Here is a 22,433-nt window from a genome sequence, read left to right on the forward strand (position 1 = left end):
CATAGATACGGTATACACATCGATAACAACAAGATGTCCTGATGGGCATTACTTCAAATCTAAAAATAAGCAAAAAACAGTCGGATCAATCCATTAAACCATCCCCGCCGGGCACGATGCCTGACGGGGTTTGTTAACTATTCTTTATCCGGTATGTGCTCAATGATGCCATTAGGTTGGACACCGAAAAATGTACAGAGTTTGTCAATCACCTCAAGCGATACATACTCCCCTTCCTTATCAAATTTCGCAATCGTAGAGGGACCTAAACTAAGGTGCTCCCGAAGGTCCAACTTCTTCATCCCACGTTCGGCTAGTAATACTAGCAGCGGCCTATAACTTATCGCCATTTTATCACTTCCTGTATTTTATATATTTATAATAGTATTTTTTATACTACAAGTCAAATAAAGTACTTGAAATTAAATACAGGTTATGATATATTATTTACAGGAAGTAAAACAAAGGAGGAAACGATGATGAGAAACGTAATGGTAAGAGCTTGGGAGATTGCACGCAGAGCCGCAAAGCGATTCGGAGGAAAGGTTCGGGAGTACATAGCCATGTCGCTCAAACAAGCTTGGAGTGAGCTTCGCGCATCCGCCAGCGAAACCAAGATTGTCATCGTCCTTGACCGGGTGATGAAAAAGGTAGCGTCCATGAAAGTGATCGTGAAAGGTCGCATTGCCGTAGAACACGGCGTATTCGAAACTCGCGCCGCCTACACTCAAGCTTACACCCGGGCAGTTAACTGGAACGTAGGATACGGCGTACCAGTTGAGATGTACGTTCGTAACACAGACGGATCTATGACGCTGGATAGCGTACAAGAGACCCGCATGAAGTAATTTGATGCCGCAGGCGCGATAAGGCGGATGGGCAGAAGGAGAATTATAAATGTACACAATTACCGGTCGTAAGTTTGAGATTAACGGATGGTCTAATGATGTCGGCACGCACATGATGTCGCCTCCAATCATGGAAACAACCCCAAAGTACGCTAACGATTCGGACGATGCTGTTAAAGCCGCGTTGGATATGTTGCGAGATATGAAAGGTTCTGGCATGGATGTAGTTGAGGTTTATAATGATTCTTCTAATGCCGACGATATGCACTACATAATGTTTTTTGGTGTCGAGCACGATTACGGTCCGTTTAAAGACTTCGGAGTTGAGGTGGGTATTTATGATTTCGAACTGTTCAAAGCCCTCCTTCGGACAGAACCAGACCTATACCGAGAGTTTATAATGGACGGTGATCGCGAGTTATCCGAGGATCAGTGGATCGAACGCTACATGACCACCATTGAGGGCGAAGATGGAGGACAAGAGGATGCCACGGGATTGAGCGTGGTTATCCGCAAGGGCGCCCTGTCTGAAATCCGGGTGGAGCGGTACAACAGGTGTGATTGGGAGTATTATTCTTTAAGATAAAAAAACAAAACCCGAGGTGTATATCCATCGGGTTTTGTTTTGCATATAAGCAAGTATATTTCAATCCACATCCCCGCACGGAGGATGAAATGCGCGTCCGGCGCGTCCGTACCGCGCAAAACAATAATAACACGTATGGGACAATATGTAAACTGTCTAGCCATAGGCTCTAAACTCAAAGCGATGCCGGAAAAATCGGCTCCCAGCGATCTTAACGGTTTCTGTCGTATATTCCTCCACTGCCCCGCCGTAGTCCATCAGGTGGCCGATCGGATCGGGGTCTAATCGAAACCAGACAGATACTCTCACCTGCGTCAAAGATGCTGCCAGGAAGTCGGCGTCGCTCTCCAGGACTTTATATGAAACTTTCATAATCCCTCTCCTTGTCCGCTCTTAATCCTCTAATGAATCTGCTGCTTCATATTCAATCAATTCTCCTATTTGGTTCAGCTTAAAAAAAATCATCAGCTTTTCCAAATGTTCAGGCGGCCAATGTTTTGCCGTTCCATTTTCCATGTCGCTCAACGTGTTCCAGCGGATACCAGTCGCTTTGCTGACCTGTCGGACGCTCAACCCCTCAGCATTCCGAAGTTCTTCGATTCTCAACCTAATCATACGTAATCACCTCAACCTAAATATACACTAAGGGGATAATAAGTTCAACGTTTTTCGTTGACATTCAACGATATTCGTTGTATAATTAGAGTATAGAACGGGGGTGAGAAAATGGACAAGGTGACAGCCGGAGCTTTCGAAAAGCTCCAAAAACGAGAACACCTCCTGAGAGTAGCCCGCGAACGAATGGCACTCGGTCGCAGCTCCCGGGAGGAGTTCAAGGAAAGACAGGCAGAAATTCTTCGACAATACGCGCTAACGGAAGCCGAAGAAACAGCCTACAATCTCTACAGCCAGATTAACAGACAACGCCGCAGTTAGCAAGTCACGGAGGGGCCACTAGGCTCCTCCCCTAAATATAACCGGAGGAGGAATTGAATTGAAACCTCGCCGTCGAACTGGATACCTGGATTATGCAGTTGCAGGGAAAGTTATCTTCCCGCTTTTGCTGGTCAGTGAAGGGATGCTCTCTACCATCATTGACGCCAGCGAGGATGGAGAAGTTAAACTGATTCACAAATTGCGCAGAGCGTAATCATATTATGCTGGCGGGCATACACAGGAGGGATTTGAAATGAGTAAGCTGAATCAGAATGACCTTGAGTACCTAAAAGACATGGTAGGTCGTGGAGAAATGACCGCCGCTCAAGCAAATGTCGAGAAGGTCCGAATGGCGCGTGTTATGGTGGTGACTCGACTTTTTGCCGAGGTGCGGTCTGCACTCAACGCCGCCGTCAAGACTGGCGAGCTTCGCCACAAGAAGAAGGATGGACGCAAGCCAGAGGTTTATTACCATCCGAACTTTGAGCATCTGGCGAATGAGGCGCGTGACCGAGCTGAGAAGGAAATGCTTGAGGCACTTGCTGGAGTTGTTACGAGAGCGGATGAATAACACGGGGCTACGGCCCCTCTAACAAACCAAAATATTAGATATCTTATAAGTCCTTTTAAATAAATGGATATCCATGATATCTTAGATATCTGTTAAGAATAATACTAGGAGGCATTTTGAATGAGTGAGAAAGCGGCGAAGACGCAGAAGCTTTACAAACCGACGGTTGAAGCGCGAGAATTGGCCGAAAGACTGTTCAAGGAATCAGGAATCGAATTTGAGGGGGATTTCTTCGCGCATGTCATGACGACATACGAATTGCAGCAAATGAAGAACGGACTTGGCGCCGGTTACCAGAAACAGATTTCTTCTCTTGAATACCACATGAAAAGCGTCCTGGAACACTTTACATCCATGTTGCAAACGGAACATTCAGAACGAACTCAGTTGGCCGATGGATATGAAGAAAAAGTCACCGGACTCGCTGCTGAATTGTCGATACAACAAGATGAGATCGCCGAACTGAATAATATGCTCAAAGAGGCCGCAGAGCAGTCCGGAAAGTTAATAGATGATAACACTGAGCTGCGGAAGTACACAGCAAATATCGAAAATCTCAACGCGAAGAACGAAGAAATCCTAGCCGAGAACAAAGAGCGGATCGAGCGGTTATCAAAAATGGTTGCTGATGCTCAAGATGCGGTTATCCAGAAACAGGAGTTAGAAGCACGGATATCCGAAATATCGAAGATATCCGAAAAACAAGCAGAAGAACTGGCGGCGGAGCGTAAGGCCGCTGAAGCGCTCGAATCGGCCCAGGAAGAGCGTGTCAAGCAACTGTCCGAGCAACACAAGGATGAACTGGAACGGGCTGCAGAACGCTCGGAGATCGCACAGGAGAAGGCCATACTTGCGGCGGAACGAAAACACTCTGAGGAAGTCCGGAAGCTTTACGACGAAATGGACAAACTCCGGCAGCAGCTTGCCGAGGCTAAACAACCCAAGAAATAATTCATTCGCCTAATGATGGTCGAACGAAAGAAAGAAGTTACGTGCTTAATACTATTACCTGGATTGTAATAGGAGCGGGATTGATTGTCTCATAAACAAAAAAACGCCCACTAGCCGAAGCCAGTGGGCATAATTATCATTGCTTATCCGAATACCCTTTACCCGCTTCCGGATTGCTTACGATCCCGAGCACAACCAAAATACCCAGGATTGCATTTACTGCGGCTGTTACCTGGTCATATTTCTCCGGCGCCAACTGGAACCCGAAGATCGCACCAACTGTCTGCACGCCCAGCAGCGCGGCCGCCGTAAGCGACACCCACAACCCGTAATTTCTCCATTTGCTCTTCATCGTTATTTATCCCCTTTCTGTCTCGCTGCCAAGCCGAGGCGATGCAAAATCGTAATAAGGCGCGCTTCTGTAAATGTGACCTTATTCGGCGTATCAATAACCGGCTTACCATTAAGCACAGATGGCGTATTTACAAAGGCTTGTATCGCCTCTATCGCCCACTTAGGCGGCGTTGTATCCGTCAGGTGCAGCAATGCCTCGCCCAGCTCCTTAATTTCCGAAGCTTGTTTCAGAGCCTCGTCTTTGAGGGTATCCTTACTGACGGTCAATCCCTCTACCAAATCGCGAAGTTCTTTAACTTCAGACCGCAGCGCGGCCAACTCTTGTTTTTCTGCTTGGGACAATTCGTCCGCCTCCCCTATACTTTCATTGATTTTTTTAAAAGCAGCGTTTACCAGTGCAACCGCCGGACGTTCTCCCGCACGCAGCCTGTCCAAATCTAGCCCGAACGTCATTTGCAAATGGGGGTAGTCTTTAAACCCGCTCCAGTCTCCGCCCCACTCGAAGCCTAATGTTTTAGCGATTTGTACAACCTGCAGCCAGTCCGCCGTTCGGTCTCCGTTGCCGTCGCGCAGCGTGTCCCACGAGACATTCTTTCCATCCGGCAGCAGCAGCGCGAAATCAACGGCAAGCCCGAAGTTATGATAGCTGTATCCGCCTCTTGCCTTGGTGACGATCTGTCCGGGATTGGTCCGGCCCTGAGCGTATAAGGCATCCTGCTCCGCGAAGGTCCGCAATCCCTGCGTGATAATGATCGTTATGCCAAGGTCGAAGGAGCGTTTAATAAGCGCAGTGGCCCCGGCCAATACAGCCGATTGCAGGCCAACTAGCTTCCTGGCAGACTTTGCCCTTACTTGCTCTAAAGTTAATGTCACATGAACCACCCCTATGCAGTTTTATCTTGATCCGGCTTGGCCGGGTTGTTACGGGCCTTATCCTCATTAAGCTGGAGCAAGAAATCCCGGACCTGCGGCGGTAGGTATACGCCAATAACGCCGAGATTTTCGACGATGCTTAAACCTTCGCGGCCAGCGTAAAAATAAATGGCAGCCGTCCGAAAGACTGGCGACCCGGGCTGAATCCAGTCGTCAATGAGTGCCGACAATCCCACGACAAAAATGACGACCGCTTTACGCACGCCGCCCCATAACATGATGTCCGAACTTACTGTTTTGGTCTTGACAGCCCCGAGGATACCCGTCGCATAGTCGATGACCATGCATACGACAAGAACCTGAAGCGGCTTGTCCCATCCGCCTAAGTAGCCAGTGATCGTCGCAAGCAGCCCCGCCATTGAAGTAATTCCACCGGCGGCGACCTCCCGGCTCCCGGACCCTACGGCTGCGGTGTAGATCGTTACTGCAAGCTGCCTAATATGGTTAATCAAACTTCCCGCTCCCTTCTCTCTTTACGACAAAATGAAAGCCCCCGGGGAACCGAGGGCAAAATAAAAACGCCTCAATGGGCGCCGCATAAAACTATTAGGCTTCCAATAGAACTTCCACGGCTGGACGGATCACAACCGGAACCTGGTCCAATGTCTTTAGCCCCTTTTTAATAAGGGATGCATAAATAGTAGGCATCAGCTCCCACCTCCTTTCAATGCGGCGACTTCCGTCTGAAGCGATAGTGTCAGCTCGTACAGATCAGCAAGGGCGAGCTGCGCGTTTGTGGCATCTTGCTGTGCCGCAAGCATCTGCTCGTAGTTGTCGGCAAGGGCGAGCTGCGTGCCGGTCAGTTCTTCCTGTAATGCTGCAATTTGAGCATTTTCGGATAAAGGAGGACTTGCATAGTCATAATACAAGGTGTTATCACTTAAATTGACTTTTAGTTGCGGAATAAGCCCATTATTTTCAGGCACGGGAAGGTTTTCAACGGCAATCCCCTCAATACCTTCTATATTAGCTCTGTCGTAGTATATTGCTGTAATATGTCCTACTTCTTCCCTAACATCATAAGCTAAAAAATACGACATTTATTTAATCTCCTTTTATTAAGCATATAATACCATTCCATCCAGTCGCATCCCTGGATATGGACTAGCTGAACCTGGCTGCTGACAATCCCACACCAAAGTCAAAGGGCCATTTACATTGAAATTACCCGGTAGATTTCGTGTTCCAAAATAACTGTCATTACCATTAATGCCGCTATTATATATTTCTACCATCCGCGCGGCTGCATTAAAAATTATAGAACCAATACCTAATGTTGTTCCCCAGTTTAAAGTTAATAGAGTAACACTAACACCCTGATTGTCATATAAGTATAGATGTTGTGATACAGTCCCGTCGGTGGCATAACTGTAAAGTCGACTTGGATAAGTACTACCACTATGGGCACCAAAGATAAAATTTTTACATTGCGGTATTGTAGCTATATTCCAAGTACCCGTTGCCCAAGCTCCCGGATACAGATCATAGAGGATAGCCATCCGACCGGAACTATCAGCCACAAGTGTCCCTTGTGTACCATATATCCAGACTTTATCACGAATATTTCCTGGCTGTATATTTCCGTCTGCTCTAGCCTGAGCAGCGCTCAGTGTAATTTCTGGATACCCTGCTCCACCGTTGGTTTGATAAGCACCTTGTGGGATACGTACCCACATAGTGCTTCCATCCCATGCTGTAGAAATTGGGTTAGTATAACCCCCGCGTCTAGGCATAGACCCTTGTAGTCCATAAACATTTTTATCATCCGGAAAATTGATAGAATTAAAATCCGGATCGTCTGCGAAGACTCCAAAATGATTACCGCCTTGGTCGCCAGTCTGGTCGACGTAGGCTCCGAGAGGGGCATACAAATGTACTCTACCATTATTTGAGGCAACTGTTTGTGCGCGCTCATATCCGGGAAATTCTCCGCCAGTACGCCTAGCCATAGCGCCAGTGTTTTTGAGACCGTTTGAGTAATACGTTTTACCGCTCAATACTTCACTAGCTGCGGCATTTGCATCTGATGTTAAATTTGCTAAGTCTGTATCCCACCATCCGCCAAATGACTGAACCATGTCGTCCATTTCAGACTTAGAAGGTTCTTTTCCAACGCCGAATGCGTCTGTCAAATCTATTATCATAAATCCATCATAATAAATTGTTGAATATGCTGTATTATTATCCAACCTTGCGCTATCAGTGGTGGTCGTTGAGAATGTTAGAATGCCGCTCATGAAGTTCCACGTATTTGCGGTTAGCAAGGCTGAAACGCTTGGTTCTGCCCCCCGTGCATACATTTGAGCAGAAGCACCGGATGTTGTTGAATATGCCCAAACACTTAGATAATATTGATGATTTGCAATTGTAGTAATATTGGTCGGGATAGAAACCACATTCTCTAATGATCCTAAAGGGCAAGTGACAGAAAGTGAATAACTACCGAACTTTCTATATGTCGTAGAATACGCACTATTGCTTACAATATTAGCCCCCGTATTTTCAAAACTACCGCCCTTCAACATGTTAGGAAGTTTTGGAATTTCACCACCTCCTTCACCCATTAAGATAAAAGCCGATGAAACATACACGAACGTATAAGGGTAGCCTACCTTCAATTTACCTGCGGTCAATCCATTCCCCTTCTTATCCTTCAATGCTGCCGGATTTAGGGAATTGACTTGTAGTGTCGGATTGGCCCCGTTGTCTACGTGCGGAACAATCGTAATCCCAAAGCCTTCGCCAATGCTTATCGGCGCTGGAGACAGGGTTACGGTGTACGCGGCAGACGTACCGGATGTAGCGGCATAAGCGGGCTGCCGGACGTAGTCAGCTATGTGCGTGTCCAGCGCACCCCTCGCGTCTGTTATTCCCTGCTCTATCCGGTTCATATCCTCAGGATAGACAATTTCACCATCTGTCCAGTTCGTTTTCCCATTGTACGCCAATCAGTTCATCTCCTTCCCTAGAATGAGAGTTTCCAGTCAATAGTGAGCTGCATGGTATTGTTTTTTGTAATTACCGGGACTGACTTATAGTTGAACATCTGGCCTGATCCAAGCGTAATCTCTGCGTCTCCACCGAACAGTCCCATTTCCACAAGAGCACCATTCGCCTCGCTCTCAGTAAAATTCGTGGTCAACTTAAAAATATTTGTCTCGACCGCAGTCGCTACTCCGCTTGCATCAAGATATGTCCAGCTTGTGATCGCTTTTCTGAATAACGGCGTTCTCAGCGCGACCTGGAGTGGATTTTCAGGCTGCGGCGCCTGCGCGGTTCCTGTGCCAAATCCCGTCCCTACTTCAAGATGGGTTATTCCTGTTCCCCAGCTTGCACCTGGCCGCATTCGCCGGGCTATGAACTTCGATGCATTGGCCACGATCAGATTTTTAATATGAAGCTCCTGAACAATATCCCGATGCTCCAGTGCTCCACGGTGCAGATAGATACTGACAAACCCCTTGGGCAGCGTCATCCTTTCATACATGTCCATCATGCGTTCACCCTTTCAATATGATTCCTCAAAAATGATTTCCCCGGCTGCCCGCAGCGTCACGGTCATAACATCTTGGAAAGCCGTGTACTCATTGCCAAGCTTCCCCTGCCCTAATCTGCTGACTCCCAAGCGAAAAGCCGTTTTAAATCCATCACTGGGCAAGGTATGCTGTTCTACAAATCCAACCAGCACAGATAATTCTTCTTGAGGAGTCGGGTACGTTTCAGACAGCACCGTTTTAAGGATGCTGCTGAGTACATCCAGTTCTGAAAACGGCCGGCCGTGCAGATCAGAGGCATATGCTCGGTAATCCTCTGCCAAGGTAGGAGTCAAGTAATTCAGAAAGTAACGAATTCCTGCTCCCTTTGCCTCCATAAGAATTTCATGCAGATCGGAAGCATCGTCCAAGTATTTTGTTCCGACCAGCAATTCAAACTCGGCCGGCGCCCGGTCCCGAACCTCAATATTGGTATCCTGCAGCCGATAAGAGAGCAGTTCCTGCAGGGCGATATTGTTCGTCTTCGGATTAAACAGCCAAGTGGTAAACCTCCGGACAAATTGGTTGTCACTCTCTCGCGGATTCCGCTGAATTGCAAAAAAACTGGCCCAGTAATCGAGCCAGTTTCCTGAAGACATTGTGCGATTTAGTTGTCGTAAGGCGGCATCCGTGTCCATGTCTGCCTGTCGTAGCGCCCGATACAGCGGGTAAAGCCTGCGCCATACCCCGCTGCTGAAGGCAGGAAATGATACTGGGATAGACATGTCCCTTTGTTCGATCAATGCCAATGGCCTACAACCAGCATCCGTTCCCTCTGCCGCCGCGACGGCGTTATATCCCATGCTCTGGACGAGTAACAGTAATTCGTCGGTATCCAATCCTTTCAAAGCAATGGATTGTTTCTCGGGAAGATCCGGACGGTAAGGCGCAGTATGGAAGTGGAGTACACCCTCGTCCACCGTTACCCGGCTATGCAAGCCGGCCCCCAGTTCCAAATCAAGAAAGGGGATCTCTTTCGGCTGCTTGTTCCAGCGATCCCCAAGGTTATCAAGCAGTTTTCGCAGCAGTTTCATCCGTCCGCCCCCGATCGGTAAACCAACGGCTGAAGAAGCAACAGAATCTCTGTCTGCTCCGCAGTAATGTTACTATCTGACCAATGGTCTCCATCATCCAATGACAGGTCCAGTTTGACATCGTATACGCCATCCAGCAGCTTAATGCGGGTCTCAAGCGCTGTCTGTATAAGTGTTTGCCCTTGTTTCAACGTTGCAAAAAAGTCACTGACTTCGCGTTCGATATAGATTTGAATATCCTCCAAATCAACCCCTGTATTCAGGGTCAGAGTTATGCGAACATTGACCGGTTTTGTAGCAGCAGACAGCACATTGACCTGGATGCCTGCTGGCTTATAACCGTATACCGGCTTCCCATCTACATAATAGCCGGTCAGGACCCGCTGAGTGGCCGAAAGCAACTCATCCGAAGCCGTGCCGACTCCGTTCCAGATGTAGCAGTCAACCTCTCCTTTACGGTTAACAGTATCCTCAAACGCCCTTGCATCAACAACCCTTTCAATAGCCAGTCCGTCCGAGGATAAAAGCTGAACGGTCGTTGCACCATATTCGATAGCCGGCAGCGTCCCCCGAGAAAGAGAGGAAACGAACTTCTGAAACCGATTCTTCTGCTCATCCCGCGTTTCCTCTTCCTTCCCATTCGTAAAGCTGACAGGGTTGGACACCGCATCAATCCCTGCTGGTTTGGATACAAACTCAGTTATCGTGAGTGCATCGACATTGCCGTCCGTGCCAGCCACAAGACAAATAACGGGAACGGTTATGCTGGTCTCACCCATCCGCAGAATAATATCACTGCTTGTCCGAAAGCTAACGGGGGCTTTCAGCGCCGTTGCTCTTGTCCGCAGTTGAGTTCCCGCCGCGATAAGGTAGTCTGCATCAGCAGGAGTGGAGCGGCTCAGGACAACCGAACCCGTAGAATATAGAGCCGGAAGCTTAGGAAACCCCAACACCGTATAGATATTTTCTGCAATAAGCGTTCGAGTCGCGCGGTACACTTTATCGTAAAATTCCTCAAGTTCTTTGGCTACTGCTTCCATCAATGTCCGTGATCTGGAACCAACTCGGTAATCCGTGATTTTGGATGAGAGACCCCGCGACCAATCCACCATGTCTTGCACTATATTTTCAAGAGATTTCCGCTCGAATGCCATGGTCAATCACCTTCCTTTAGGCCGGGCCGGCTGTATTTAGCGATAACGAAACACGTTCCTGAGAGCCGGCCACCGTAACAACTAGCAAAACATCAATAATTGTATTCCTGATCGACACGCTGTTGATTGCCACAGCCTCAATCCGCTCCTCATCCAGGAGTGTTTCCTGTATATCCAGTTCGATTAAACGGCGGATATATGGTATCTGCGGTTGCCCGATCAGTTCATGAAGGCGGCTGCCGTAGGTGGGGTGCTGCGTCAAGCTCCCGCGCCGGGTTACGAGCCTGTGGCTGATCGCCTGCTGAATATTTTCCAGACCCGACACACTCTCCCAATCCCCGAGTCCATCGTCGATCAAGTCCCCGTCAGGAGTCATTTTCAAATCGCTGCCACCAAGTTGTTCCAGATAACTGATTTTAGGAGTTTCCACCTGGACATCTGCATTTATAAAAACAGCCTGGCCAGTAAGACGCACGCGAGCGTCATTCCCGCCGGTGAAAGGTGTTGGATTTGTCGCGGAGAGTTGCACATTACCCAAACTGCTCCTGATCTCCCACGCTATGATCACACTGCCCGCAATGGTGTTCCCAAAGCTCCCGGGCTGAGTACAGCGGACATAAAAATAACCCTCTGCTGCACCTGCAACCAGGGTTGTGTCTTCCACCAATTCATATATCTTCTGAACCCCTTCAGAATCAGGCTCAGTTGAAAATGTTGATCCGGCATATACCGTCAACGGTGATGCTGTAAATTCACGACGTACAAGCAGATAACCTGCAGCGTGGAGTTGCTTATATGCCTCTTTGCTTGTCAACGTGTACGGATATTCCAAGCCATTATAATCTGCTATAGTTTGCCAAGGAACATTGTACATAACAGCCAGTCCCTGGATTGTATCTGCGTCACTTAAAATGTGTTCTATCACACAGCAGCAGCCTCCCCATTCTCAACCACTGGCACCCCGATTACTGAGCTTCCAGCATCGAAATATAGCGTGCGTAAACTGTAAAAGGTGGACAGCACCGATCGCAGTTCCAGCAGCACATCGAACGGGATCTTCTCCGCCGTTCCCAAACTCTCACAAGTTTGCCGACAAAGAGCAAGATGCTGCTCCAGTTCATCCATATTAATATCCACCAGGTTGGCTGTCGCCGAGTTGTATGCCGTCAAGGACTCGCGCACCTGCAGAACGTATGAAACAATTTTTTCGATGTTCGTTTGTTCGTCCCGCAGGATCGGGTAGTTGACAAAACTGATGGCTTCCTGTGGTAAATAAAAGCTGTCCAGCATGCTATCCATCCCCTTTCGTCAGCTTCAGCAGCAGTTCACCGATATTTGAAACGCTGGATGTTAACTTCCCAGCCATCTTTGTTGTGGAAGGATTCCGCTTTAAGTAATCCCCTGCTGCTTCCCTCCGCGTTTTTGTCAATCGGCGTAAGCAGGTAAATCGGAATTCGTATCGGTACAGCGTAGGCTCCGACTTGCTACGCTGCAGGCGGAAGTTTTGCGGATGAATCTCATAATACTCATCGTCCTCCCAGTTGTACCAATAGAGTGCATGTTGCGGATCATTGGCAAGCAGAATTTTGCGGTAGATATCTGACCTGAAATCCCTCAGTTCTTCGTATCCATCCCGTTCTTTCCCTTCGGCGGAAGCGCGCACCCTATAACCAGTTGTCCCGCTCAACGTCACCGTGGGTAGGCCCAGCCCAAAGTCTGCAACATAGGCACCGCCGAGCGTCTGTATGATGTTCCCACGGCCCGGCTCATCCTGGCTAAAGTCGGAGGGATTGACCAGAAGCGTATGCAACGATAATGCACCAGAATCTCCGCTGGGTAATGTCTTTCGCAATTCAAAGGTCATGCGGTAGAATCGTTTCTGATCGTAGGTGGCGGCGCTCACCAAGACTTTTTTCGCCACAGTTACTCCCTCCTAATCAATCAGTGTTTTGCTGGAGCCAGAAGTTGTTGTGCCCGTACACTTACCGATCCCCGGCACATCAACGGAAACAGTATCCCCTACCCGCACCACACCTTTGCTTCCTGAGTGATGCTTGATGGCTTGGGGGTGGTTTATCTCCACACCATCCGCTGTTACCTTGATGGTGGCTGGAGCCGTAGATCCGTCTTCAGAAGTTGGGAAACTGATGAGCGCATGGTCGGGCGTGGCTTCGATGTATACGCGCTCCTCCTGCTTGCTGTTGTCCAGCAGGTTCCCAGCTACGTCCTTGGTTGCCGGGCTGTCCTTCTCCCCGATACCGAAAATGGGAAGCTGAAGCTTGATTTTATCCTTCTTCACGACGACGAAGTTCGTCGTATGACTCTCGTTCTTCACGAAGCCTACAAGGTACGGACAGTCCTTACGCCCATCCATGTAGCCAATGAGAACACTGTCCCCAGCCACGGGTTCCCGTTCAATATCCCCTACTACCCAAACAGGAACCGGCACGCTGTAATCCAAAAAAATAACTTCAATACGCCCATATTTGTTGTAATCTTTCGCGCTCGTTACCCGGGCAAAGCGAGATGTATTGAATGACGGCATCCGATTGGTTGTTTGCCCGCCAAGCGCGGCCTGATCCTTCATTTTGATCCCCCCGACACCTGAAGAACTTGCCCTTCATAAATGAACTTTCCTGGCTGAGATACATTACGATTATCACGCTGGATAAGCAAATCCTTGTTAGCTGCCCAAAGTTTCATCCAATCGTCTCCCTTCCCATACACCTTAGCCGCGATACTCCACAGGCTATCCCCTCGCTTGACGGTGTAATTGTTGGCCTTAACTGCTTCGGCCGCCGTCTTGCCAGCTGCAGTCCCGGATTGAGGGGAAGTGGAAGTGGCGGCGGACACAGAATCAGCACCCGGTTTCAAATCACGTCCACGCGTGAGTTGGAGCGTTGTCGTCCATCCTTCGTATACGCTGAACGTCTGCGTCACGGACTCGATATAGAATTCTTTAATAATTCCCTTGGTCTTCAATCTTTGGCCAATTTTATAGGCACCATTACCACGAACTGTCATGGAGCCGTTCACATAAAAATTATTATTCTCAAACCATGCTTTCAGCTTCCCGCTCAATCCGGCAACCATCTCGGTCAATTGGGTCATCGCATTCGGATCGTCCTGACTGAGCGCCAAACCTTCCACTTCTACTTCAAGGGGTGATAGTCCGTAGCGGAGCACAGCCTTTTCATTCACCAAAGGCGGGGATACCCGTTTAAGATCGATGCCGAGAGCATTAATCGTCGTCCCAGCCCAAAAGAGATTGTAATGCTCCTCGTCGCTGTATGAGAGGTCCTCATCAATAACATCCTCCGCACCGATCTCATGCGTCAATAATTTATCCCAAGCAGCCTGATCGAATGGAGTGTTTCTCATAAATACACCAACCACGCTATTATCTTTACCGAACGAAAAGCGCGGAGACGGATAGTACCCTTCACCCTTCGGATACTTCGCCTTGCTCTCGTCAGAGGATTGCTCTATGGGTTCATTAATAACCCTCGGCTTTCCGCCCTTGTTCCACGCTTCATCGGGATGCCGCGTATCGACAAAGAGTTCAGAAAATGGCTTGATCGATGTCCGCTCCATCAGATTCCATAGGGAGCCTTCATATTGATCAAGAGTGAAAAACTGCGGTAGTGTCATATTGATTTTGGCAAAATTGTATCTCAGAACATGCGTGAGCCCGATCTTCTTCGGAACGGGCTCAGTTTTACCCTCATCCCATACTGTCCATTCCACATTGTTCAACTTTGGCAGAATAAAGCGCATGATAATATCCAGAATGACAGCAGGAGTCCCTTTAGAAACAAGATCACCCCTGAAATAGTTCATCAGTTTCAGCCAGCCATCGGAAGCTAAAAAGAGGTTTTTTTGCTCCGTCTTCCCCTCTAGTTCCGGATAAAATTTAACATTGCTCTTGATTAACACCTTCCCGAAATCTCGGGCAGTGACGGATGTAATCATTCCGCCCTCCACGCTGCGGGTCCGGCGAATGCGATCCACCAGACCGACCATGACCGTGCTGAGTTCCTCGCCATTTATTGTCTTATAGCCCATTTGCACAACAACCAGGTCGTTTGGCATTATGAGTTGCGACCGGAACCATTTATCGCCGGCCAAGGTAATGCTGATTGCTCCGGCAGGCGCATCCATTGTTTTTTGGGTCGTGACCGAAAGCACCTGGCTGGTGGGGTCTGTGTTGTCGCTATCTACGGTGATTTCTCCCTTGAGTTGGTAACACGCCTTTTCGGTGTGGAAGCTGACCCGGACAATAGGGACATGCCGCTTTCCAACTACGCCGCCAACCGGCGCCCAATTATATCGTTCGATCATGAGTATCCCGCCTTTGTTGGGGACATCCGGAGGAGTTGCCGCTCCCGCTCGGTTACAATTCGATTTACGAGTTTTTCAAGCTGACTTAATGTCGCATTGTTAAGTGACTTGGCTCCTTCGCCAGTAAGGTCCAGCTTAACAGTAATTTCAGACTTCGTTGTAACAACTTGCTGGCTCGGGGAGCTGCTAGATCCGAATGGCGTTCGGGATGACGTAACAAACTGCTCAGGATTCATTTTCCCGATATCGCTATCGCCCGCGTTGAGGCTGTTCAACAGACTAACCGGGTCCATCAAAACACCGTCTTTGTTCATGTATCCTAGATGCAAGTGACTGCCTGTTGTAGAACTGCCGCTCCCTGCTGCTCCCTTATCGCCGCCCATATTCCCAAGCCATTCTCCAGCTGCAATATTGTCCCCGACCTTCAGCTTAGAATTGACAGCAGACATATGTGCGTAATAATAGGTGTTTCCGTCAGACATCTTAATTCCGACCGTCGATCCACCTGGTGTTGTGTTTGCCTTTCCATCCGGGTCGTTCGGCCCGCCATCGTCCATTTTTATAAAAGATACTTTGCCTGATGATAGTGCATCCAAAGCATCCCCTTGTTCTCCGTTGATGTCGAGTCCACCATGGGGCTTCGAACGAAATCCCTCTTTATCTCCAAAACGTGAAGTGACTCGGCTCTCCCAGCCTTTAAAAAAGCTGTACCCGGTATCTATTCCCTTGTGCGAGTTTCCCAATAGATCAGAAAGAATGCCGTTTACGCCCTTTGACCAATCGTTGTTAAGATTATCAGGGTCATTCGCTGCCCCTATAGGAGCATACTTTTTTTGCACTTTCTCTACGGTGTCGATCCCCTGCGGGACATAATTTTCCGCAATATTACTTGCCATTGCATCAATGCCATCAGGAATACTTTTGAATGACAGCAAACCATTTTTACCCATCATTCCGCCAACGTTATTCTTGTTTTTTAATGCAAGAGATGTACCTCCGGTTTCTTGCATAGATACCGCCACCAAGAAAGCCGGGTCTATCCCATATTTGTTGCCAGCTTTAATATATTCGGAACCATAGCCTGCCAAGAGACCTTTCAGCTGCTTGTTTAAGTCCTGAACAGAAACACCGCTGTTTTGCGTAATCTTGTAGCCTTGCCCTAAACCAGAAGAGAAGTCGCCTCCTACACCATCTGTGTATTTGGATGTGCCAGATAACTCCGCTACCATGTTTCGGTGCTCTTCCAGCATGTAATCCATCGTGTTAGCAACCTTGTAATACATCGTGCGGAAAATCCAAGTCGCCTTATCCAGCAGGTCGCCGGAGTTTTGTTCCATGGAAGCGTACTTCGCCTGGGCGTCGGCCGTCATGTCGGAGGTGGACTTGTCCATGCGCTTAAAGCGGGTATTCCCGTCTTCGGAGAGGTCCAGCAGCTTCACGATGCCGTCCTTTCGGAAGTCGCTCAGCGCCTTGGTGCCGTCGTTTTTTAGCCTGTCCATCTGGGCAGGCAGCTTGCTAAGGTCTTCTGGCTGGTTGTCGATAGGCAGGCCGCCCAGGCGGGCCGGGAGCTGGCCGATATCGGAATCCCCCCCGTCGGGGCTGCTTACAAATAGCCCCGGGAACATCTTTGGCGCGAACGACTTGAGGCGCATAGCGGATGGGATGAACGGGGAATCCACTTCCTTCTCTTCAGCCCGGTCCTTCGCTGCCGCTTTAGCATCTTCCGCCCGTTGGTGCGGGCTAGGCTTGCCGCCGTTCCAACTGGCATACAGCCAGTCGTAGATGTCGGCTCCAGCTTTAAAGATGGTGTCAAAGGTCTTGTCATACTCTGCCTGAAGCCCGCTTGTCGCCTTCTGCACCGCTTCGGTCTGTTTAGCCCCTTTGCGGGTGTTTGCCGCGCTTACCGCATTAATGTGATCCTGCGCTTTCCGATCCTCTGGGGTCATCCTACGATACAGGTCCGCGTTCTTTTTGGCTGTCGTTCTCGCATTATCAGCCCAAAGGGAGTCTGGGTCGGCGGGGTCCACTTTCTCCAGCAGCTCGTATCCATCTTTGCGGTCTGCCTTTTCTCCGGTGATATACCCCGTAACCTTCTCCGCGCCGTAGACAGCGCCTGCGACCGTTCGGTCCACCAGTCCTAAGCTCTCCGGGTCAAGTCCAGCCTCTTTCGCCGCTTTAATGTGCTCATCTTTGTTAGTGACGCCATCAAGCAGACCGAAGATGGCGGCGGTCGCTGCGGACGCGCCGACCAGTTTAGACCCCGTAGCCAGCATTCCGCCTACCCCAGAAGCGGCACTCTTTCCTGCACCGATAGCCCCGCCCAGTTTGTTTGCTGCGCTTAAGATACCAATGGCAGTGACCACTTTCATGATGTTTTCCGAAGTGGCGAGCCCCCCAAGGTTCCTAGTCATAAAGTCCAGGATTTTCTCTAAGGTTCCACCAGCCAGCCCCGTCCCATCATTCAGGCTCTCCAGCAAAGAGGTTACGTCCTCTTCCAGCCCTTGCACAATCGTAAGCAATGGTTGCCCGGCTTGCTCCAGTGCATGCTGAAACCGGGAGTCCACATCCATATAACCTTGTCCGGCATCACTTTTTCGTTCCGCGTCATACTTTGTTCCAGAATCAATAGCACCGTTTTTCAGCGACTCGATCTGATCCGGACTGAACTTGGTCAGGCCGTCAGTGGCATCGTAGAACTCGGAAGCTTCCCTTTTTGTGGCGGCGTATCCACCATCCGTAAGCCAGCGCTGCATGATGTACTTATCCAACTTCTTGTTGCCGCCCGTTTGACTACGGATGTATTTCGCCATAGCCGGGATATTATCGGCGTTCATGAGACCATCTTCGTATGACATTTCCATATCAAACAGGTCCATCTTGCCGTATTTCTGCGGGCTATAATTACGAAGGGCCTGAATCCCCATCCATTTCCACTTGTCGTTCCCGGGCTGAAAGATGCCTCCCAGTCCAGCAATCATATTCCCACCCTGGGCGCCGGTGAGCTGAGTCATGCCTTTTTCAACACCGATTTTGTCGAGTGTAGTCTGGTAGGCAAGAATTTGTTTGGAAGAGCCGTCCTTCAGCGTGGTGTTCATTTGCGAAAGCAGCGCATTATTGGTCTCCATGACCTCCAAGATACGCGGTGTCATCCCAGTCTTGGCCACGCTACCAGCAATCGCATCAGCGAACCCCTTTGGGGTCTGCGTGCCGCCAATCGCCTGATTGGCTCCGACAACCCCAGCCACTTCGGAAGAATTCAAGCCGTACCCACGACCGAATTTGAGAAGGTCTTGCTGTTGGCTCGTGTTGATCGCACCGGCAATCCGGCTGTATTGTTCCATGAAGCCCCACGATTCTGCTGCCGTGTACCCCATGCGATCCTTGCGGCCAACATCGGCCGAGCGATCCCACATGTCTGTTGCCTTCCCGCTCCATCCGGACTGACCACGCAGGCGCTGAGCTAGATCAAGCGAACCTGTAGCCCGCTCGTAAGAGAGATCATAGGCTTTTGAAGCCAATGAAGCTACTCCGGTTAGACCGGCTAGACCCAGTGCAAACTTACCAGCGCCGATAAGTCCAGACAACATCCCTCCACTACCCAGTCCGCCCCTGGAAACCGTAGTAGGTTCATTTTGAGCCGGGGGGGACGGCGAACGGAAAGAGCCGGCCTCTTTCGACCGCTTACTGTACAGGCGCTCTGTAGTCATGAGCTCCTTACGGAGTACATCCAGTTGCTTCTCGCGTTGTGCAATGGTCTGCCGGATTTCCTCACGTTCTGCCCGCTGCGCCGTGCTCATTTTGCTGTGCAGCGCCTCAATCACATCGTTCTGTTTGCGGAACTCGGCGTTGATTTCCCCCATCGTTCCCATAAACCGACGTTTATATAGCTCCAACGCGCGGGTTTGCTTCTCATCGAAGAATCCGCCTTTGCCGGCCCCTCTGTCCACAACACCAGCGACGCCTTTCAGGTCTTGCTGGAGCTGCTTCAACCCACGCTGCAGCTGCCCGAATTCGCCCTTGGCCGACACCCGAATCGTTTGTTCCGCTGCCATAATCTATTGCACCCCCCTTCTACAACTCGACATCTTCCCAATCGTTATCATCCGCATTCGGCCGCTGCAAGACAGCAGGATCATATTCGTAGGATAACTTCCTATCCTCTTCCTCCATTTCACGGTCCCAATCATCAAAGTCCGGATCGCTGTACTCCTCGCTTCTGCCTTCCTTGGCTTTGCGGTCCAGATCCATGTGAATGAACTCGAGCTCAACCTGTTCATCTGTCATGTCCAAAATGCGCGGGTCGGTAGGAGGAAGACCGCCATAGACGTATTTACGGAGTATCCAAAGCTTCCTCTCCCTCGGAAGCTGGGCGATCTGTCTTAGGTGCGTCTCGAAATTCCTTGCGAAAAGATGCCTCCCACACTTGGTACTTTCCGTAAACATGGAAAATAAGGTCCGATTCCTTGACCTCATTCAGCTTGAATAAAAATTCCGGCCGCTTGACGAGCACCACTTCTAAAGTGGCCAACATATGCGCCGTGAACAGGATATCGTTATCAACTAGGCGGGCATCCTGTACACCGGCTGTTCTCAAAAATTCGGACTTCAAGCCACCAATCTTCATTAGATCAGCCATAGTCGGCTTTTTGAATACCAGAACTCCTTTGTAACGGTTTCCTTCAGCACTCTCAAAATCCAATACTTCAGCTTCGTTCAATTTTCCCCCAGCAGCAACCTTTTTCCCAATATCAGCAATGTTTTGTTCTTTGTTATCCAAAGTGATCTCTCCTTTAATTGAAATAGCCCTTCCGATACTGGAAGGGCGGATAATAATTTGGTCTATATTGCTTATGTGTTCGTGGTATCCGATTCTGGTGTCCCATAGTCAGCGGATAAATACGTCCAGGTTGCGTTCTCGCCAGACATGGCGTTTGCCCTGAAATCCTCGGACGATTCTTGTAGGGTGCAACTACGATAGACAATAATGATGTCACCTGTATATTTGTCCGTCACCTCAATATCAATGACGTTCATATTCAAAATGCCTATACCGTACGACGACAATTTCAATTCGGCCAATGATTGTCTGCGTATGCGGTATTTCTCCAAAGTTACCGTTCCCTCCATACGGAGCGGAACAGACTCTTGCGGCATGATAGAACCAATCTCGTACTGATTTTCTGTTCCGAATGAGCGGCGACCGCTTATGGATTGAGCCCGACCTACTTCTTTGCCATCAATCTTCAATTTGATTGTATGCCCAGCGTGAGCCGGCTGATCTTTAACAATAGACATAACTTAATCCTCCCTTCTTTACTTCAAAGTGAAGTGTGATGTGATCAAGAAGTTGTTGATTGGCAATGTCGGAATCCCCTCCCACTCCAGAGTGAACACAGTGCCATTTCGCGAAACCTTTATCGAATCAGAAACAAATCCGCTTATCCAACCATTTTTCTGAAATCCCTGAATTTGAGACACCAAATCATTGTAGATGGTTACCTCGATACCATTTACAGTTGGAGTTCCCACATACTTTGTCTCGAAATAAGATTCCAGGTTAGCTGACATGTCGTCCTTCAGCGTGGAGACAGAAAGTTCACTTTGCGTGAGGTCATCGCTCGTTGAAAGGGTTACGCCCTGCACAATACGAAAGCCCACGTTTTTGACCGATTCAATCGGGCAAACATGGGCTTCCAGAAGCGTTTCGATTTCCTGACCGATATATATCTTTTCAAGACCGTCGAATCTCACCAACTTGTATGTTACCGGCTGCTGCGACTCTTGGCCTGCCCAAATCCCAGCAATGGCCGCTGCCATATAATAACCCGGCTTAACTACCTTGTTCCCAGTGCTATCTGCAACCAGCGGGCAAGGTGTCGCAAGCAGACCTCGTTCGACGGGGATTGCTGCAGCCGCCGCTTGAATATCTGCGATGCTAGTGCCAGCAGCGTGACCATAAAATGCCCTGCGCCGCTTCCGGTTCTTGGTGTTTGACATTAAGGTAATGTGGGTATCGACCTTCGCCCATACCGCTGCCTGGGTCGTAATGGGAATGATCCCGCTAACTTCCTCGGGCTGAAGCAGATCAATGGCGGCCTGCCATTCTGCATCCGTAGGTGCTGTGGCTGGATCCGTAACAGCTGCGGCTGATACGGCGATCAGATCAGCTCCATGACGCCAGGCCACGTTCATTACTTCAAGCAGCTCCCCCTCACCGACAGCGGCGGCTGCCAGCTTGGGATCGTTAAAATAAGCTACAGTTCCAGGGGTGATCGTCGCCCCTGTACCAGATGGGCCGATTACAGCCAGCACCTTTAGCGATCCAGGCGTAACCGGCACCATCCCGGAGGAATCCACAGTGGAATAAGCTCCTGGGCGTTTGATGGTCGCGCCGCCGAATGAAATATTAATGCTCATCATGTACCTCCTTAATATTGAGTTTTGGACTGCTGCTCGAAAGCGAGCTTCCAAGCCGACTCTGTTTTTTCCTGAAGGAGTTCGGCGCGAGTCCGAGCTTCGTAACGATAGCTGGCCACAAGACCAGGATGCACAGTATGCTTTTCCAAATAAGCATCCAAGCTCATACCTTTCGGTTCAGCAGCATCCTTTGGGGCTTGCTCCTCGACATCGGGAGCGGGTGTATTACGGCTCTTCTGTGTCAACGACTACACCTCCATTTACAAAAATATTTGTAATGATTTCGGCCATCTCGCCGACTTGAACATCCAGGGGATTAAGATACGATATTACAACGCTGGCCCAGTACACGGGAAACGGTGCAACCTGTCCGGTGAAGTCACTCTCATCCTTGCCGCCTTCCACTGTAAAGCTCCGAACGCCTTGCTCCACAATGACCGGCCGGAAGACCATCAGTAGTGCCTTCAGCAGCCGATATGCCCGTTCTCGCTCATCTGCATTTGTATGCCATATCCGCACTTCCATGGATTCTTGGTAGTAGGCGCTGTACACCTCACTGTATTCAAGCAAATCTGTATCAAAATCGCTGCCGGCGAAATCGCCCAGTGAATGAACAGTTTCACTGTCAGCAGTCCGATTAATTCCAATGCAGGGCAGTTCTGCTGCGGTCTGCGGGTCAGACTTCAGCACATTCATTCGCACTCCAGCTTTTTGAAACCCCGCCTTCAGAAACTGTAGCAGCTTTTCCTTCACATCCACCGTGTTAAAATCCAAA

At 49.5% G+C, this 22,433-nt stretch carries 30 protein-coding genes; 6 read left to right on the forward strand and 24 right to left on the reverse strand.

Going from position 1 to position 22,433, the window contains the following annotated elements; genetic code table 11:
• Positions 1–137: 137 nt before the first annotated feature.
• Entirely contained in the window at positions 138–350 is a 213-nt protein-coding gene (locus VK70_RS17125; protein WP_025694579.1) for a helix-turn-helix domain-containing protein, read from the reverse strand.
• A gap of 126 nt (positions 351–476) precedes the next feature.
• Here VK70_RS17125 and VK70_RS17130 point away from each other — a divergent pair, with 126 nt between their 5' ends.
• Both VK70_RS17130 and VK70_RS17135 read left to right on the forward strand, forming a co-directional pair.
• Complete coding sequence (locus VK70_RS17130; protein WP_025694580.1) at positions 477–848, forward strand: hypothetical protein; 372 nt, start codon at positions 477–479, stop codon at positions 846–848.
• A 49-nt stretch (positions 849–897) separates the two neighbouring features.
• Positions 898–1,434: a hypothetical protein gene (locus VK70_RS17135; protein ID WP_025694581.1), complete on the forward strand. Its 537-nt coding sequence runs from the start codon at positions 898–900 to the stop codon at positions 1,432–1,434.
• Positions 1,435–1,590: 156 nt separating this feature from the next.
• Here the strand turns inward: VK70_RS17135 and VK70_RS17140 are convergent, their stop codons facing one another.
• Both VK70_RS17140 and VK70_RS17145 read right to left on the reverse strand, forming a co-directional pair.
• Positions 1,591–1,806 carry a hypothetical protein gene (locus tag VK70_RS17140; RefSeq protein ID WP_025694582.1) on the reverse strand — a complete coding sequence of 72 codons (216 nt, stop codon included), beginning with the start codon at positions 1,804–1,806 and terminating at the stop codon, positions 1,591–1,593.
• A 21-nt stretch (positions 1,807–1,827) separates the two neighbouring features.
• The gene (locus VK70_RS17145) at positions 1,828–2,049 is read right to left on the reverse strand and encodes a helix-turn-helix domain-containing protein (protein ID WP_025694583.1); all 222 of its coding nucleotides are present in this window, start codon (positions 2,047–2,049) and stop codon (positions 1,828–1,830) included.
• Between the two features lie 111 nt (positions 2,050–2,160).
• On the opposite strand from VK70_RS17145, the gene VK70_RS17150 reads away from it, so the two are divergent.
• From VK70_RS17150 to VK70_RS17160, 4 genes are all read left to right on the forward strand, one after another.
• On the forward strand, positions 2,161–2,370 hold the full coding sequence (locus tag VK70_RS17150) for a hypothetical protein (RefSeq protein ID WP_025694584.1): 210 nt from the start codon (positions 2,161–2,163) through the stop codon (positions 2,368–2,370).
• A 58-nt stretch (positions 2,371–2,428) separates the two neighbouring features.
• On the forward strand, positions 2,429–2,584 hold the full coding sequence (locus VK70_RS28375) for a hypothetical protein (RefSeq protein WP_155986875.1): 156 nt from the start codon (positions 2,429–2,431) through the stop codon (positions 2,582–2,584).
• 39 nt (positions 2,585–2,623) lie between these two features.
• Positions 2,624–2,941, forward strand: a complete 318-nt coding sequence (locus VK70_RS17155; RefSeq protein ID WP_025694585.1) for a hypothetical protein — start codon at positions 2,624–2,626, stop codon at positions 2,939–2,941.
• 120 nt (positions 2,942–3,061) lie between these two features.
• The gene (locus VK70_RS17160; protein WP_025694586.1) at positions 3,062–3,892 is read left to right on the forward strand and encodes a hypothetical protein; all 831 of its coding nucleotides are present in this window, start codon (positions 3,062–3,064) and stop codon (positions 3,890–3,892) included.
• A gap of 136 nt (positions 3,893–4,028) precedes the next feature.
• Here VK70_RS17160 and VK70_RS17165 read toward each other — a convergent pair whose 3' ends face one another.
• From VK70_RS17165 to VK70_RS17260, 21 genes are all read right to left on the reverse strand, one after another.
• Positions 4,029–4,244 (reverse strand): phage holin, encoded by a 216-nt coding sequence (locus VK70_RS17165; RefSeq protein ID WP_025694587.1) that lies wholly within the window; start codon positions 4,242–4,244, stop codon positions 4,029–4,031.
• 2 nt (positions 4,245–4,246) lie between these two features.
• Complete coding sequence (locus VK70_RS29360; protein ID WP_025694588.1) at positions 4,247–5,119, reverse strand: M15 family metallopeptidase; 873 nt, start codon at positions 5,117–5,119, stop codon at positions 4,247–4,249.
• An 11-nt stretch (positions 5,120–5,130) separates the two neighbouring features.
• Positions 5,131–5,631 (reverse strand): phage holin family protein, encoded by a 501-nt coding sequence (locus VK70_RS17175; RefSeq protein WP_233277701.1) that lies wholly within the window; start codon positions 5,629–5,631, stop codon positions 5,131–5,133.
• Between the two features lie 94 nt (positions 5,632–5,725).
• Positions 5,726–5,827: a CD1375 family protein gene (locus VK70_RS28735; RefSeq protein ID WP_201778734.1), complete on the reverse strand. Its 102-nt coding sequence runs from the start codon at positions 5,825–5,827 to the stop codon at positions 5,726–5,728.
• A complete protein-coding gene (locus tag VK70_RS17180) occupies positions 5,827–6,219 on the reverse strand; it encodes a hypothetical protein (protein WP_025694590.1) in 393 nt (130 codons plus the stop codon). Before VK70_RS17180 ends, VK70_RS28735 begins: the two co-directional genes overlap by 1 nt.
• An 18-nt stretch (positions 6,220–6,237) precedes the next feature.
• Positions 6,238–8,127, reverse strand: a complete 1,890-nt coding sequence (locus VK70_RS17185) for a hypothetical protein (RefSeq protein ID WP_025694591.1) — start codon at positions 8,125–8,127, stop codon at positions 6,238–6,240.
• A 17-nt stretch (positions 8,128–8,144) separates the two neighbouring features.
• A complete protein-coding gene (locus VK70_RS17190) occupies positions 8,145–8,675 on the reverse strand; it encodes a hypothetical protein (RefSeq protein WP_144415260.1) in 531 nt (176 codons plus the stop codon).
• Between the two features lie 12 nt (positions 8,676–8,687).
• Complete coding sequence (locus tag VK70_RS17195) at positions 8,688–9,746, reverse strand: hypothetical protein (RefSeq protein ID WP_025694593.1); 1,059 nt, start codon at positions 9,744–9,746, stop codon at positions 8,688–8,690.
• Positions 9,743–10,900 carry a baseplate J/gp47 family protein gene (locus VK70_RS17200; protein ID WP_025694594.1) on the reverse strand — a complete coding sequence of 386 codons (1,158 nt, stop codon included), beginning with the start codon at positions 10,898–10,900 and terminating at the stop codon, positions 9,743–9,745. Before VK70_RS17200 ends, VK70_RS17195 begins: the two co-directional genes overlap by 4 nt.
• A 16-nt stretch (positions 10,901–10,916) precedes the next feature.
• A complete protein-coding gene (locus VK70_RS26600; protein WP_025694595.1) occupies positions 10,917–11,825 on the reverse strand; it encodes a baseplate J/gp47 family protein in 909 nt (302 codons plus the stop codon).
• A complete protein-coding gene (locus VK70_RS17210) occupies positions 11,822–12,190 on the reverse strand; it encodes a hypothetical protein (RefSeq protein WP_025694596.1) in 369 nt (122 codons plus the stop codon). Before VK70_RS17210 ends, VK70_RS26600 begins: the two co-directional genes overlap by 4 nt.
• 1 nt (position 12,191) lies before the next feature.
• Positions 12,192–12,821, reverse strand: a complete 630-nt coding sequence (locus VK70_RS17215) for a hypothetical protein (RefSeq protein WP_025694597.1) — start codon at positions 12,819–12,821, stop codon at positions 12,192–12,194.
• A gap of 12 nt (positions 12,822–12,833) precedes the next feature.
• Positions 12,834–13,487 (reverse strand): hypothetical protein, encoded by a 654-nt coding sequence (locus tag VK70_RS17220; RefSeq protein WP_025694598.1) that lies wholly within the window; start codon positions 13,485–13,487, stop codon positions 12,834–12,836.
• The gene (locus tag VK70_RS26605; RefSeq protein ID WP_025694599.1) at positions 13,484–15,241 is read right to left on the reverse strand and encodes a LysM peptidoglycan-binding domain-containing protein; all 1,758 of its coding nucleotides are present in this window, start codon (positions 15,239–15,241) and stop codon (positions 13,484–13,486) included. Before VK70_RS26605 ends, VK70_RS17220 begins: the two co-directional genes overlap by 4 nt.
• Entirely contained in the window at positions 15,238–19,293 is a 4,056-nt protein-coding gene (locus tag VK70_RS26610; RefSeq protein ID WP_052756012.1) for a peptidoglycan DD-metalloendopeptidase family protein, read from the reverse strand. The genes VK70_RS26605 and VK70_RS26610 overlap by 4 nt, the downstream gene beginning before the upstream one ends.
• Positions 19,294–19,312: 19 nt before the next feature.
• A complete protein-coding gene (locus tag VK70_RS17235) occupies positions 19,313–19,525 on the reverse strand; it encodes a hypothetical protein (protein ID WP_025699295.1) in 213 nt (70 codons plus the stop codon).
• 46 nt (positions 19,526–19,571) lie between these two features.
• A complete protein-coding gene (locus VK70_RS17240) occupies positions 19,572–20,018 on the reverse strand; it encodes a hypothetical protein (RefSeq protein WP_025699293.1) in 447 nt (148 codons plus the stop codon).
• Positions 20,019–20,089: 71 nt separating this feature from the next.
• On the reverse strand, positions 20,090–20,536 hold the full coding sequence (locus VK70_RS17245; RefSeq protein ID WP_025699292.1) for a hypothetical protein: 447 nt from the start codon (positions 20,534–20,536) through the stop codon (positions 20,090–20,092).
• Between the two features lie 18 nt (positions 20,537–20,554).
• A complete protein-coding gene (locus tag VK70_RS17250) occupies positions 20,555–21,661 on the reverse strand; it encodes a phage tail sheath subtilisin-like domain-containing protein (protein WP_082210242.1) in 1,107 nt (368 codons plus the stop codon).
• Positions 21,662–21,669: 8 nt separating this feature from the next.
• On the reverse strand, positions 21,670–21,903 hold the full coding sequence (locus VK70_RS17255; RefSeq protein ID WP_025698495.1) for a hypothetical protein: 234 nt from the start codon (positions 21,901–21,903) through the stop codon (positions 21,670–21,672).
• Positions 21,884–22,432: a hypothetical protein gene (locus tag VK70_RS17260; protein WP_025698492.1), complete on the reverse strand. Its 549-nt coding sequence runs from the start codon at positions 22,430–22,432 to the stop codon at positions 21,884–21,886. The genes VK70_RS17255 and VK70_RS17260 overlap by 20 nt, the downstream gene beginning before the upstream one ends.
• Between the last annotated feature and the right edge of the window lies 1 nt (position 22,433).

This window comes from Paenibacillus durus ATCC 35681, from assembly GCF_000993825.1.
In the GTDB taxonomy this organism is placed as follows: domain Bacteria; phylum Bacillota; class Bacilli; order Paenibacillales; family Paenibacillaceae; genus Paenibacillus_AQ; species Paenibacillus_AQ durus_B.

Excerpts from the sequence above, each read along its gene's own strand:
- VK70_RS17155 (WP_025694585.1), top strand. The coding sequence starts at position 2,624 with ATGAGTAAGCTGAATCAGAATGACCTTGAGTACCTAAAAGACATGGTA.
- VK70_RS17145 (WP_025694583.1), bottom strand. The coding sequence starts at position 2,049 with ATGATTAGGTTGAGAATCGAAGAACTTCGGAATGCTGAGGGGTTGAGC.
- VK70_RS17125 (WP_025694579.1), bottom strand. The coding sequence starts at position 350 with ATGGCGATAAGTTATAGGCCGCTGCTAGTATTACTAGCCGAACGTGGG.
- VK70_RS17245 (WP_025699292.1), bottom strand. The coding sequence starts at position 20,536 with ATGTCTATTGTTAAAGATCAGCCGGCTCACGCTGGGCATACAATCAAA.
- VK70_RS17130 (WP_025694580.1), top strand. The coding sequence starts at position 477 with ATGATGAGAAACGTAATGGTAAGAGCTTGGGAGATTGCACGCAGAGCC.
- VK70_RS17150 (WP_025694584.1), top strand. The coding sequence starts at position 2,161 with ATGGACAAGGTGACAGCCGGAGCTTTCGAAAAGCTCCAAAAACGAGAA.
- VK70_RS26610 (WP_052756012.1), bottom strand. The coding sequence starts at position 19,293 with ATGGCAGCGGAACAAACGATTCGGGTGTCGGCCAAGGGCGAATTCGGG.
- VK70_RS17195 (WP_025694593.1), bottom strand. The coding sequence starts at position 9,746 with ATGAAACTGCTGCGAAAACTGCTTGATAACCTTGGGGATCGCTGGAAC.
- VK70_RS17235 (WP_025699295.1), bottom strand. The coding sequence starts at position 19,525 with ATGACAGATGAACAGGTTGAGCTCGAGTTCATTCACATGGATCTGGAC.
- VK70_RS17135 (WP_025694581.1), top strand. The coding sequence starts at position 898 with ATGTACACAATTACCGGTCGTAAGTTTGAGATTAACGGATGGTCTAAT.
- VK70_RS17220 (WP_025694598.1), bottom strand. The coding sequence starts at position 13,487 with ATGAAGGATCAGGCCGCGCTTGGCGGGCAAACAACCAATCGGATGCCG.
- VK70_RS28735 (WP_201778734.1), bottom strand. The coding sequence starts at position 5,827 with ATGCCTACTATTTATGCATCCCTTATTAAAAAGGGGCTAAAGACATTG.
- VK70_RS17160 (WP_025694586.1), top strand. The coding sequence starts at position 3,062 with ATGAGTGAGAAAGCGGCGAAGACGCAGAAGCTTTACAAACCGACGGTT.
- VK70_RS17200 (WP_025694594.1), bottom strand. The coding sequence starts at position 10,900 with ATGGCATTCGAGCGGAAATCTCTTGAAAATATAGTGCAAGACATGGTG.
- VK70_RS26605 (WP_025694599.1), bottom strand. The coding sequence starts at position 15,241 with ATGATCGAACGATATAATTGGGCGCCGGTTGGCGGCGTAGTTGGAAAG.
- VK70_RS17190 (WP_144415260.1), bottom strand. The coding sequence starts at position 8,675 with ATGATGGACATGTATGAAAGGATGACGCTGCCCAAGGGGTTTGTCAGT.
- VK70_RS17180 (WP_025694590.1), bottom strand. The coding sequence starts at position 6,219 with ATGTCGTATTTTTTAGCTTATGATGTTAGGGAAGAAGTAGGACATATT.
- VK70_RS17250 (WP_082210242.1), bottom strand. The coding sequence starts at position 21,661 with ATGATGAGCATTAATATTTCATTCGGCGGCGCGACCATCAAACGCCCA.
- VK70_RS17165 (WP_025694587.1), bottom strand. The coding sequence starts at position 4,244 with ATGAAGAGCAAATGGAGAAATTACGGGTTGTGGGTGTCGCTTACGGCG.
- VK70_RS17210 (WP_025694596.1), bottom strand. The coding sequence starts at position 12,190 with ATGCTGGACAGCTTTTATTTACCACAGGAAGCCATCAGTTTTGTCAAC.
- VK70_RS17140 (WP_025694582.1), bottom strand. The coding sequence starts at position 1,806 with ATGAAAGTTTCATATAAAGTCCTGGAGAGCGACGCCGACTTCCTGGCA.